This window comes from Actinoplanes sp. NPDC051343 (assembly GCF_044455125.1).
Classification (GTDB): Bacteria; Actinomycetota; Actinomycetes; order Mycobacteriales; family Micromonosporaceae; genus Actinoplanes.
Map to the genome: position 1 here is coordinate 29,034 of NZ_JBITEL010000008.1, position 11,683 is coordinate 40,716.

The following is an 11,683-nucleotide window of genomic DNA, read 5'->3' on the forward strand; positions in this document are numbered from 1 at the left end:
GGCCACCGGAACGGGTGAGGGGCGCCAAACCGCCCGGCCCGTACGGCAAGGTGGGTAGCGACGGATGGAGGGGCTGACGGTGAGCGACCGGATTGTGCTGACCGGCCTGCGGGCCCGGGGCCGGCACGGCGTCTACGACTTCGAGCGGGAACAGGGACAGGATTTCCTGGTCGACGTCGTTCTCGAGATCGATCTCGGTAAGGCGGCCGCGACCGACGACGTGGCCGACACCGTGCACTACGGCGAGTTGGCCGAGCGCCTGGTCACGGTGATCACCGGTGAGCCGGTGAATCTGATCGAGACGCTGGCCGGCCGTCTCGCCGAGGTCTGCCTGTCCGATCCGCGGGTCGCCGCGGCGGAGGTCACCGTCCACAAGCCGCAGGCGCCGATCCCGCACGACTTCGCCGACGTGGCCGTGGTCCTACGACGGGAACAAAACCGATGAGCCGGGCCGTCCTCTCGATCGGCAGCAACCTCGGCGACCGCATCGCCAACCTGCGGCTGGCAGTCAAGCTGCTCGGCGACAGCGTGGTGCTGGCCAGCGGGGTCTACGAGACACCGCCGTGGGGCGATCCAGACCAGCCTCCCTATCTCAACGCGGTGCTGCTGGCGTCCGACCCCGGGGCGGCACCGCGCGACTGGCTCGAGCGGGCGCACGCCTGCGAGGCGGCGGCCGGCCGGGTACGCGATCCGGCTCGCCGGTTCGGCCCGCGCACGCTCGACGTCGACGTGATCGCGGTCTGGGACGCCGACGACCAGCCGGTGATCCGCGAGGAGCCCGATCTCGTCCTGCCGCACCCCCGCGCCCACGAGCGCGCGTTCGTGCTCCGCCCGTGGATCGACATCCAGCCCTACGGGCAGTTGCCGGGGCACGGCTGGCTCACTGATCTGCTCAACGCCCCGGCGCTGGCCGACGAGATCGCCGCGATGCAGCCGCGCGGCGACCTCCCGTTAGAGTCGACATGAGCAGACGCCATTAGCCACCGGAGATGACGTGAGCAGCAACCCGGAGTCGCCCAGGTCGGACCCGTCGATGCGTCCGACCAGCGTCTCGGTGCTGATCGTCGCGGCGCTCGCCGCCGCCGCGGTGGGTTGGCTCCTGCTCAGCTTCTCCTATTCGTTGCTGCCCCAGTTGCCCTGGTCGCCGGTGATCGTGCTGGCGGTGCTGGCGGTGGCCGAGGGCCTGCTCGCGCAGAACACGAGCGCCCGCATCCAGCGCAAGCCGGGTGCGCCCCGGGTCGACCCGCTGGCCGTCGCCCGCTATGTCGCGCTGGCCAAGGCGTCGGCGCTGGTCGGCGCCCTGTCCGCCGGGTTCTCGGCCGGCCTGCTGGCCTGGCTGGTGCTCGAGCCGACCAAGGCCGCCCGCGACGACCGCCCGCCCGCGATCGGCGGCTTGATCGCCGCCGTGCTGCTGGTCGGCGCCGCGCTCTGGCTGGAGCGGGCGTGCCGGGTCCCGCCCGAGCCCGACCGTACGGACGAGAGTGATTCGGATCGGCCGTCCGGCCGTCGGTGATCGCTCATTTCTGGGCCTTGAACTGAGCCCCCGTTCTATCCGTATGCTCTGGGCACGGGCTACCCAGGCCCCGATTTCGGCGTGCGCTTCCGGCCCCATCGAGGCGCACCCAAGGAGGCGGACGACATGGCGTACGACGACGAGACTCCGTCCGACCCGGCGGCCTACCGGGCCAATACGCTTGCCGCCACCGAGCAGCGACGCCGTGCCGCCGAGATGATGGACGAGACGACCGCCGACGCGGCCGGCGGAGCCGCGGCGGCCGAGTTCGAGGACGACGGCCGCGACCGGCTCGGCGTCCACCTCGGATGGGAGGTCGTGCTGCTGGTCGCGGCGGCCGTCTTCGCGTTTCTTCTCTACCGCCTCGACCCGAGCACGCTGAAGCGGCCCGCCCTGGACACGCTGCTGGTCGCCGGCGCGGCGATCGGCCTGCTCGCGATGGGCGCCGGACTCAGTCTGCGGGCCGCGGTGCCCAACCTCGCGATCGGCCCGATCGCCCTGGCCGCCTCCCTGCAGTACGCCGAGCAGGGCGACCAGGGCCTGGTCAAGGGCATGCTTCCGGCAGTGCTGATCGCCGCCGCGGGCGGCCTGGTGATCGGCGTCGTGATCCTCGCGCTGCACGTGCCGGGCTGGGTGGCCACCCTCGCGGCCGGCCTCGGCGTGGTCGTCTTCGATCAGCTGCGCGCCGCCCCGGTCGCCCTACAGGGTCAGTACGACCCGACCAAGCAGGCGTTCTTCCTGTTCGGCGGCTTCGCGCTGCTGGCCGTGATCGGCGGTGCACTGGGCACGATCACTCCTGTACGCCGGTGGCTCGGGCGCATGCGCCCGGCCGGTGACCCGGCCTACCGCCGCGGTGGGACCGCCGCGGTACCGGTGCTCGGTTCGCTGGTCCTCTCGTCGGTCTTCGCGGTCGGCGCCGGCACCCTGTTCGCCGCGCAGGCGACCCGCCCGATCGTGCCGGGCACCGGTCTTGAGTGGACCGGCATCGGCGTCGGCCTCGCCCTGCTGGCGGGCACCAGCGCGTACGGGCGGCGCGGCGGCATCTTCGGCACGCTGTTCGCGGTCGCCGGGCTGACGCTGTTCCTCGACTACTCCGACCGCAAGCACTACGACATCTCGTTGTTCGCGATCGCGGCCTGCGTGCTGGGCGGCGGTCTGATCGTGACCCGGCTCGTCGAGACCTACGGGCGGCCGTTCGGCGCCGGGGCGGGTGCCGACTGGAACTCGCCGCCCACCACCAACGGCAGCAACTGGACGCCCGACCTGCCGGAGAACTGGACGCCGACGACCACCGCGGCGCGCAGCGAGACCTGGGACGACGGACCCTGGGGATCTTCCCGCTGAGGCCCGAACCGGCAGCCCTATGCTTGCCGTCATGACCTCACCGAGCTTCGCCGAGCTGGACGCCCTGCCCACCGAGGAGCTGCGCGAACGCGCCTTCGCCCTGGCCCGGCACCACCGCGACATCGGTTTCTTCTGGTCGGTATTCAAGCACCTGCCGGATTCCGACGAGGCGGCCGAGTTGGACGGCGCGCCCAACTCGATCGGTCCGACGATCGAGGAGGCGGTTGCTCTGTACCGCGAGCTCGAGGGGCACGGCTACGGCGATCAGGAGCCGCTGCTGCGCGCCGCCTTCATCGATTACCTGCAGAAACACCAGTAAAAGGGCATTTACCGACGTCGTTTGAAAAGCAAGCCCGGCTGGGAATTTACCGGCCATGGCTCTCGGTAACCGTTACAAGTCTGCGCCGGGTGCGGGCACGCTGGCCGCACTCATTCTCGTCCTGGTCTTCGGCAGTCCGTGGTACTCCGACTGGGCGAGCAAGAACACGAACGCCAACACGGCTGGTGGCTGGTGGCTCCGCCTGCTCGCGTGGCCGCATTGGCAGTTCAACTCCAACGACTCCCTGCGCTCGATCATCGTCGGCGACCTCAAGGCGATCCTGCTGGTCGTGCTGACCCTGGTCTTTCTGCTTCTGCTGCCCGGCTCGCAATTGGCCCGGGCGCGCGGCACGATCAGCCAGTTCTTCGCGGGCTGGGCCGCGTACATCTTCGCCGGCGGCTTCGCCGCCCTGCTGACCACCCTCTTCTTGAAGAACCCGTCGCTTCTCGGCGCCTTCCATTCGGCCGGCGACGGTGCCTCCTACGGCCTGTTCGTCGGCTGGATCATCGGTCTGGCCACCCTCGGCGGCTATCGCGGCAAGAGCTGACGGCAAGGTCCGGGGCGCCACTGCGCCCCGGACCGGCCATTCGGTGGCTCTCAGACCTTTGCTTGCGCTCCCTGATTCGGTACGTCGAAAATCGCGCTCCTCGACACCACGCCGACCGGGTTCCCGTCCTTTACCACGACGACCTCGGCCGAATCGGTGGTGAGCATCGCCGACAGCGCGTCGTAGAGGGTCCCGTCCTCGGGAACGGTCGGTGCCCCGGCGGCCGGCGCAGCCTCGCCGAGCGGACGCATGGCGCCGCGCACCGCGGTCACGGCCAGCCGGCGGACGCCGCGGTCGGTGCCGACGAAATCGCTCACCGTGGACGACACCGGGTGGCTCAGAAGTTCGGCCGGCGGGGCGTACTGCAAAAGCTTGCCACCCTGGGCAAGCACCGCGATCCGGTCGCCGAGACGTACCGCCTCGTCGATGTCATGGGTGACCATCACGATGGTCTTGCGTACTTCGGCCTGCAGCTTGAGGAATTCCTCCTGCAGGCGGGCCCGCACGATCGGGTCGACCGCCGAGAACGGCTCGTCCATCAGCAACACGACCGGGTCGGCGGCGAGCGCGCGGGCCACCCCGATGCGCTGGCGCTGGCCGCCGGACAGCTCCTGCGGGTAGCGATCGCCGTAGCGGGCCGGGTCGAGGCCGACCAGTTCGAGCAGTTCGTCGACCCGGTCGCGCACCTTCTTGCGCTCCCAGCCGCGCAGCGTGGGCACGGTCGCGACGTTCTTGCGGACGGTGTAGTGCGGGAACAGTCCGACGTTCTGGATCACGTAGCCGATGTGCCGCCGCAGCTCGACCGGATCCTGATCGAGAATGTTCCGCCCGTCGATGAGGATCTGTCCGTTGGATGGCTCGATCAACCGGTTGATCATGCGCAGGATGGTCGATTTGCCGCATCCGGACGGTCCGATCAGCACCGTGAGTTCGCCCGAGCGCACCTCGAGGCTGAAGTCGCCGACCGCGACCGTGCCGTCGGGATAGACCTTCCCGACGTCCTGCAGCGTGATCGAGGCCGCGCTGCGGTCGGCGCCCACCTCGTTGATCGCGGTAGCGTCCACGTATGTCCTTCCTGTGGGCCCTGCCGGCCGTCCGGCCGCTCGCCGCACCCGCCGATGACGGGCCCGGAAATCCGTGGTTTTCCTGGCACTACATCCACGACAACGCCGGCGCTCTGCGTAGTGCACTGCTCTACCACGCCGGGCTGACCGGACGGGCGGTCATCGTCGCACTGGTGGTGGCGCTGCCGCTCGCGATCGTCGCCTACTGGATCAAACCGCTGACCGGGCCGATTCTTGCACTCTCCGGCTTCCTGTACACGATCCCGTCGCTCGCCCTGCTCTCGGTGCTCGCTCCGGTGGTCGGCACGACGACCGACCTCACCGTCCTCATCGCCCTGGTGCTCTACGCGCTGCTGGTCCTCGTACGCAACGCGCTGAACGGCCTCACTCAGGTCCCGGCCGAGGTCAAGGACGCCGCGCTGGGCATGGGCTACGGGCGGTTCGGCCGTCTCTGGCACGTCGAACTGCCGCTGGCGCTCCCGAGCATCGTCACCGGCATCCGCCTGGCCACGGTCTCGACCGTGGCCCTGGTCACGGTGGGTGCGCTGATCGGCAAGGGCGGCCTCGGTGAACTCATCCTCGGCGGTTTCCGCAACAACTTCTACAAGGCCGAGATCCTCACCGGAACGATCCTCACCGTCGCGCTGGCGCTCGTCCTCGACCTGATCCTGGCCGGGATCGGCCGGGTGCTGACCCCGTGGGCCCGCCGGAGGGCGTCATGAACTACCTGCACCAGGGCATCCTCTGGCTGAACGACCCGCTCAACTGGACCAATCCGGGCGGCCTGTTCGATCGGCTCATCGAGCACCTGCAGATCACTTTCTGGGCGGTGCTGATCGCCTGCGCGATCGGCTGGCCGCTCGGCGTGTGGTTCGGGCACCGCGGGCGCGGCGGTGGCCCGGCGATCTCGATCGCCAACATCACTCTGGCCATCCCGACCCTGGCCCTGCTCACGATCCTGCCGTTGACCCCGCTCGGTTTCGGAAAGCCGCCGGTGATCGTCGCCCTGGCCGTCTTTGCCGTGCCACCGCTGCTGGCCAACGCCCACACCGGCGTGCGCTCGATCGACCCGGAAACCCTCGAAGCGGCCAAGGGCATGGGGCTGTCCGGCCGGCAGGTGCTGTGGCGGGTCGAGCTGCCGCTGTCCGTCCCGTACCTGGCGGCCGGTCTGCGGACGGCGACGGTCCAGGTGGTGGCGACCACGGCGCTGGCCGCGTTCGTCAACGGTGGTGGGCTCGGGGAGATCATCAGCGCCGGATTCGGCCTCGGCATCAACGTCGGGGGCGGTGAAATCGTCGGCGGAGGCATCGTTGTGGCGTTCCTCGCATTCGCCTTCGAGATCGGGCTCGCGGGCGTACAACGCCTGGTCACGCCCCGTCCGTTACGCTCGGCATGGCGTCGGAAGCCGTCCGCGGCGGCTCCCGCCGGGTAACGCTCCTGCATCGTTCTCCGAAGTTGTCATACCCAGCGGGTAGAAGTTTCAGGGCATACATACGGGCACTCACTTCGGCTGCCCGTCGGACACGCGGCATGACCACACCGGTCATGCCGGGACACAGAAGGCGGCAGTATGCGTCGACACATGCTTTTGATGGCCGCCAGTGCGACGGCGGCCGTCGTTTCCCTCGCCGGTTGCGGAAGCGCCGGCTCCTCCGGCACCGCGGCCCCGCCGTCCTCGGCCGCGGGCGCGGGTTGCGCCCCGGTCGCCGGGACCGACCTGGTCGCTCTCACCGACGACAAAAACCTGCAGGCCACGGACAACGTGATCCCGGCGATCAACAAGAAGAAGTCCTCTCCGCAGTTGATCGCGGCCCTCGACAAGGCCTCGGCGGCGCTCGACACGGCCAAGCTGATCGCTCTCAACAAGGCGGTCGACGTCGACCGCAAGTCCTCGAAGCAGGCGGCGACCGACTTCATCGCCGCCAACAACGTCGTCGCCGGCATCCAGAAGGGCCCGGGCGGCAGCATCACGGTCGGCGCGGCTAACTTCAGCGAGAGCGCCACGCTCGGCGAGGTCTACGCCCAGACCCTCACCGCCGCCGGTTACACGGTCAAGGTGCAGACGATCGGCAACCGCGAGCTGTACGAGCCCGCGCTGGAAAAAGGACAGATCGCCATCGTCCCTGAATACGCGGCCTCACTGGCCACGTTCCTGCAGGGCAAGTACGACAAGGGCGGCAAGGCACCGGCCTCGTCCGACCTCGACACCACGGTGACCAACCTCAAGGCCCTCGGTGAAAAGGCCGGCCTCGTCTTCGGTGCGGCCTCCCAGGCGCAGGACGAGAACGCGTTCGCCGTCACCAAGGCGTTCTCCGACAAGAATGGCGTGAAGACCCTGTCCGACCTGGCCTCCAAGTGCTCCGGCGCGGCGACCAGCCTGGGCGGTCCGGCCGAGTGCCCGCAGCGGCCCGAGTGCCAGCAGGGCCTGGTCAGCACCTACAAGTTCAACGCCGGCAGCTTCCAGTCGCTGGACGCCGGCGGCCCGCTGACCAAGACCGCGCTCAAGACCGGCAAGCTGAGCGTGGGCGTGGTCTTCAGCTCCGACAGTGCACTGGCAGCGGGCTGACGTTCCTCCTGGTCACAAACGTTTTGTCGGGCAAGCGTCGGGTTTTCACCTATTTGAAGCCCGACGCTTGCCCGTTTCGCCGCAAGCGTCCTCTGAGTAACATCAGCGCCCATGCCGGACCGGGAACCGACCGCGGGACACAGTGCCGGGCTGCTTCGTGGCCTGATTTGGGCGGGTGTGGGGCTTGCCCCGCTCGCCGCCGCCGTCGTGCTCATCGGCGGCGGCCAAGGCTCGACGCGCTTCGCCGTGCTGCTCCTGGCGGTCAGCGTCGTGCTGGTCGGCGCCTCGGTGCTGATCCGCAGCGACCCGGCCCTCCAGCGCATGGACGTCGAGGACCGCGTCACCGAAGAGGTCCGCAAACTTCGCCGCGAGCTGCGGGCCGAGTTCGGCCGCCCGGGCAAGAGCGGCCGCCCGCCGCAGAGCGCCCGCGCCGACCGGTCCGATTTCTTCCGCGACGAGCCGATGCTCCCGTCCCAGCCGGGCGCCTATACCCCGGACGAGGAGCCGAGCGGCGGCTTCCAGGGCGGCGGCGGATACCAGGCCGGCGGATACCAGGCCGGCGGCCTCTCGGGCGACGGCTTCGAGGGCGACGGGTTTCCGGGCGACGGCTATCAGAACGACGGCTACGAGGCCGGCGACGGCTTCGGCGCTGACGCGGCGCCGAGCGAGGATTTCGCGCCCGCCCCGGCGGGCGGTGGCCGGGCGTCCGTGCCGGTCGCCTCCGCGGCGGCAGCGGTCCGGCCGGTCCCGCCGCCCGGCGACGGCGGATGGGACGACCAGCCCGACCCCGACCAGCCCGGCATGACCACCGGCGGCCAGCGGGGCGGCCCGAGGGACCCCGGCGTGGGCGCGCCCGGTCGCCCGGGCATCCCGGGGGGCGCCGGCGTGGCCCCCGGGGCGCGTCCGCACGGCGGAGGCATGCATCCCGGCGGACCGGGCGGTGCCGGCGTGGCATCCGGTGGCTTCAACCGGCCCGGCATGAACCCTGGCGGTCTGAACGGCCCCGGCATGGGCTCGGCCACCCCGAGCGGTCGCGGCATGGGCTCGGGTGCTCTGAACGGTCCTGGCATGGGTCCGGGCGGTCCGGGCGGTCCCGGCATGAGGCCCGGCGGCTTGAGCGGTCCCGGCATAGCGCCCGACGTTCCGAATGGCGCGGGAATGGGCGGCGGCGGTCTGGGCGGTCCGGGCATGGTGTCGGGTGGCCCGAGCGGGTCCGGCATGGCCCCCGGGGCGCGTGAGCCTGGCATGAGCACCGGTGGGCGCGGTCCTGGAGGCCGTCCCGGGCCGGCCATTCCACGCCAGCGGGGTGCCGCCGCGGCGGCTGCGGTCCCGCCCGGTCCGGCGGCCGGCGTGCGGCCGGGGCCGGTGAGCGGAGGCGGCCAGTACGGCCGCGCGGCGGACTCGCTCGACGGTGACTTCGGCGCCGGCAGTGGCTATGCGGACGCTGGCCACGGACCCGGCGGCGCCGGCAGCGGCTATGCGGACGCCGGCCAGGGACCCGGCGGCGCCGGCAGTGGCTATGCGGACGCCGGCCATGGGTCCGACGGGCCGCACGGGATGAACGGCCCGCACGGGATGAACGGCCCGCACGGTATGACTGCCCGGGGCGGCATGAGTGGACCCGTCGGTATGGCCGGTCCCGCACCCAAAACCCCCGGTGTCTACGGCGGCGGCGCGCAGCTCGGCTCGGCTCAGATCGGGGCGGCGCCGGTCGGCAACACCTACGGGCGGCCCTCGGGCGGCACCGACGATGCGAGCTACGGCGAAGGCTACGAGGCCGGCAGCGACTACGGCGTGGAGAACTACGGGTCGGGCGGCGGCGACTACGGGGTTGACAGCGGGTACGAGGACGGTGGTTACGCCTCGGCGGACGACTCCTACGACGAGCCGTCCCTGGCTACCGGCGACCCCAACTACAAGGCCCGCCGGCACCGGCCGAGCGCCAACGACACCAACGTGGGCACGCTGGCCGACTTCGCGGCGTACGGAGGCTATGACCGGTCGTCGGGCGGCGGGTACGACCGGGGTGCCGACGAGCGGTACGTGCAGGGCTATGACCCCAACGGCTATGGCCGCTGGTAGGGCCGCTATTTGTCGATGTCGCCGACCACGAAGAACATCGAGCCGAGGATCGCGATCAGGTCGGGCACCAGGCAGCCGGGGATGAGTGTGGCCAGCGCCTGCACGTTGGCGTACGACGCGGTGCGCAGCTTGAGCCGCCACGGCGTCTTCTCGCCCCGCGACACCAGGTAGTAGCCGTTGATGCCGAGCGGGTTCTCGGTCCAGGCGTACGTGTGTCCCTCCGGCGCTTTGACCACCTTGGGCAGCCGCACGTTGACCGGGCCCGCGATCGTGTCGACCTTGTTGAGGCATTCCTCGGCGAGGTCGAGCGACACGTACACCTGGTCGAGCAGCACCTCGAACCGGGAATGGCAGTCGCCCGCGGTCTTTGTCACCACGGGCACCTTCAATTGGTCGTACGCCAGATAGGGCTCGTCCCGCCGCAGGTCGATGTCGAGTCCGCTGGCTCGCGCCACCGGCCCGGACGCGCCGTAGGCAGCGGCCTGGGCCGCGGTGAGCACGCCGACGCCGACCGTGCGGGCGAGGAAGATGTCGTTCTTGCGGATCAGATGGTCGAGGTCGGGCAGCCGCGACCGGACCAGGGCGATCGCCTCCCGGGCCCGGCGCGTCCAGCCCGCCGGCACCTCTTCCTTGAGGCCGCCGACCCGGTTGAACATGTAGTGGATGCGGCCGCCGGAGACTTCCTCCATGACCGCCTGCAGCGTCTCGCGCTCGCGGAACGCGTAGAACATCGGGGTGATCGCGCCGATCTCCAGCGGGTAGGACCCGAGGAACATCAGGTGGTTGAGCACCCGGTTGAGCTCGGCGAGCGCCATCCGCAGCCAGACCGCCCGCTCTGGAACTTCGATGCCCATCAGCCGCTCGACGGCGAGCACCACGCCCAACTCGTTGGCGAAGGCGGACAGCCAGTCGTGCCGGTTGGCCAGCACGATGATCTGCCGGTAGTCCCGCACCTCGAACAGTTTTTCGGCGCCCCGATGCATGTAGCCGACGATCGGCTCGCACGTCACCACCCGCTCGCCGTCCAGCGTCAGCTTGAGCCGCAGAACGCCGTGGGTGGACGGGTGCTGAGGCCCGATGTTGAGCACCATGTCGGCGGTGTCGAGCCCGGCACCGGTGCCGACCGTCATCTCACGCGTCACCCGAGCATGCTCCCACGTGCGTCGATCCCGATGGTGTGCAGCAGCCACCAGTGCCCACCGAGCCCGCCCGGCTCGATCAGTTCGGCCGCCGCGCCCGCCGCGGCCAGCCTCCGGACGTAACCGGCCGGATCTTGCCGGGCAAGTTCCAACGACGGCCGGCCGCCGTCGACCCCGAGCGCTTTCAGCGCCTTGCGCTGGGTGACGATTTCGTACGCCGCGCCGGCCGCGCCCGCCGCACTGTCGACCGCCACGTGCGCCGTGACGTCGCATCCGCCGTCCGGCACCGGCCGCACCTGCCGCCCGCCCCGATATCCGGTCATGGTCCCGCCGGCGGGCCGCGCCGGTTTCCGATGCCCGTAGTCGACTGCCAGCGCACACCCTCGCTGTACCCGCTCGACCGCGTGCGCCCAGGCTGCATCCCGCGGCCACCCGATCTCCACCCGCCCGGCTTCCGGCCACCACCGGTCGAGCCAGAACCGGTCCGCCGCATCGACCGGGCCGCCGAGCGTCTCGTCCCCGCTGCCCGGGTCGACGAGCACCTTCCGGAGCCGTCCTTGGTCGTCCAGGTCGGCGACGTCCAGCGGTACGTTGTCCAGCCACTCGGTGGCCACCAGCAGCCCGGTCACGGCCTCCGGCAGCTCGCTGCGCCACAGGATCTGCGCGCTGAGGTACGCCGGCCGCGGCGCCAGTTCCACCGCGACCAGCCGCGCCCGCGCCCCGAGATCGTCCGGCATCAGCGCGAGCAGGGTTTCCAGCAGTTCGCCGCGTCCCGCGCCCACGTCGACGATGTCGAAGTGCGTGGGCCGGCCCAGCGCGTCATCGATCCTCTGGACGAGCCGCAGCACCGCCCCGGCGAACAACGGCGAGGCGTGCACGCTGGTCCGGAAGTGTCCGGCCGGCCCGTGGTCACCGCGTACGAAGAACCCGTCCGGCCCGTAAAGCGCCGCAGCCATCGCCTGCCGCCACCCCATCATGCGGCCACCCTAGGTCCCGGCCGCCCCCGGTCGTCCCCCGCCGAACCGAGCGGCGGCCGACCGACCTCGGGCCGACCATGGGGTTGTTCACAGACCCTTGTCGGGCAAGCGCCACGGCAGCGCATACTTGCG

The 11,683-nt window shown here is 70.9% G+C and carries 13 protein-coding genes; 10 read left to right on the plus strand and 3 right to left on the minus strand.

Going from position 1 to position 11,683, the window contains the following annotated elements; genetic code table 11:
- Nucleotides 1-79 precede the first annotated feature (79 nt).
- The 6 genes from folB (at nt 80) to ACIA5C_RS25740 (ending at nt 3,723) form a co-directional block, all read left to right on the plus strand.
- Nucleotides 80-445: a dihydroneopterin aldolase gene (gene folB, locus ACIA5C_RS25715; RefSeq protein WP_396058853.1), complete on the plus strand. Its 366-nt coding sequence runs from the start codon at nt 80-82 to the stop codon at nt 443-445.
- Nucleotides 442-966, plus strand: coding sequence for a 2-amino-4-hydroxy-6-hydroxymethyldihydropteridine diphosphokinase (folK, locus tag ACIA5C_RS25720; protein ID WP_396058855.1), 525 nt, complete (start codon nt 442-444; stop codon nt 964-966). The genes folB and folK overlap by 4 nt, the downstream gene beginning before the upstream one ends.
- Nucleotides 967-1,033: 67 nt before the next feature.
- A complete protein-coding gene (locus tag ACIA5C_RS25725; RefSeq protein ID WP_396059638.1) occupies nt 1,034-1,513 on the plus strand; it encodes a DUF3180 domain-containing protein in 480 nt (159 codons plus the stop codon).
- Between the two features lie 126 nt (nt 1,514-1,639).
- Entirely contained in the window at nt 1,640-2,857 is a 1,218-nt protein-coding gene (locus tag ACIA5C_RS25730; protein WP_396058857.1) for an ABC transporter permease, read from the plus strand.
- A 31-nt stretch (nt 2,858-2,888) separates the two neighbouring features.
- The gene (locus ACIA5C_RS25735) at nt 2,889-3,176 is read left to right on the plus strand and encodes a hypothetical protein (RefSeq protein WP_396058859.1); all 288 of its coding nucleotides are present in this window, start codon (nt 2,889-2,891) and stop codon (nt 3,174-3,176) included.
- A 55-nt stretch (nt 3,177-3,231) separates the two neighbouring features.
- Nucleotides 3,232-3,723, plus strand: a complete 492-nt coding sequence (locus ACIA5C_RS25740) for a hypothetical protein (protein WP_396058861.1) — start codon at nt 3,232-3,234, stop codon at nt 3,721-3,723.
- 50 nt (nt 3,724-3,773) lie between these two features.
- Here ACIA5C_RS25740 and ACIA5C_RS25745 read toward each other — a convergent pair whose 3' ends face one another.
- On the minus strand, nt 3,774-4,787 hold the full coding sequence (locus ACIA5C_RS25745) for an ABC transporter ATP-binding protein (protein ID WP_396058863.1): 1,014 nt from the start codon (nt 4,785-4,787) through the stop codon (nt 3,774-3,776).
- Between the two features lie 2 nt (nt 4,788-4,789).
- Here ACIA5C_RS25745 and ACIA5C_RS25750 point away from each other — a divergent pair, with 2 nt between their 5' ends.
- The 4 genes from ACIA5C_RS25750 to ACIA5C_RS25765 all read left to right on the plus strand — a co-directional run bounded on the left by ACIA5C_RS25750 (nt 4,790) and on the right by ACIA5C_RS25765 (nt 9,435).
- On the plus strand, nt 4,790-5,509 hold the full coding sequence (locus ACIA5C_RS25750; RefSeq protein WP_396058865.1) for an ABC transporter permease: 720 nt from the start codon (nt 4,790-4,792) through the stop codon (nt 5,507-5,509).
- A complete protein-coding gene (locus ACIA5C_RS25755; protein WP_396058867.1) occupies nt 5,506-6,219 on the plus strand; it encodes an ABC transporter permease in 714 nt (237 codons plus the stop codon). Before ACIA5C_RS25750 ends, ACIA5C_RS25755 begins: the two co-directional genes overlap by 4 nt.
- A 159-nt stretch (nt 6,220-6,378) precedes the next feature.
- A complete protein-coding gene (locus tag ACIA5C_RS25760; protein WP_396059640.1) occupies nt 6,379-7,353 on the plus strand; it encodes a glycine betaine ABC transporter substrate-binding protein in 975 nt (324 codons plus the stop codon).
- A 111-nt stretch (nt 7,354-7,464) separates the two neighbouring features.
- A complete protein-coding gene (locus tag ACIA5C_RS25765; protein ID WP_396058869.1) occupies nt 7,465-9,435 on the plus strand; it encodes a hypothetical protein in 1,971 nt (656 codons plus the stop codon).
- Nucleotides 9,436-9,440: 5 nt separating this feature from the next.
- Here the strand turns inward: ACIA5C_RS25765 and ACIA5C_RS25770 are convergent, their stop codons facing one another.
- Both ACIA5C_RS25770 and ACIA5C_RS25775 read right to left on the minus strand, forming a co-directional pair.
- On the minus strand, nt 9,441-10,565 hold the full coding sequence (locus tag ACIA5C_RS25770; RefSeq protein ID WP_396059642.1) for an NADH-quinone oxidoreductase subunit D: 1,125 nt from the start codon (nt 10,563-10,565) through the stop codon (nt 9,441-9,443).
- An 8-nt stretch (nt 10,566-10,573) separates the two neighbouring features.
- A complete protein-coding gene (locus ACIA5C_RS25775) occupies nt 10,574-11,548 on the minus strand; it encodes an SAM-dependent methyltransferase (protein ID WP_396059644.1) in 975 nt (324 codons plus the stop codon).
- Between the last annotated feature and the right edge of the window lie 135 nt (nt 11,549-11,683).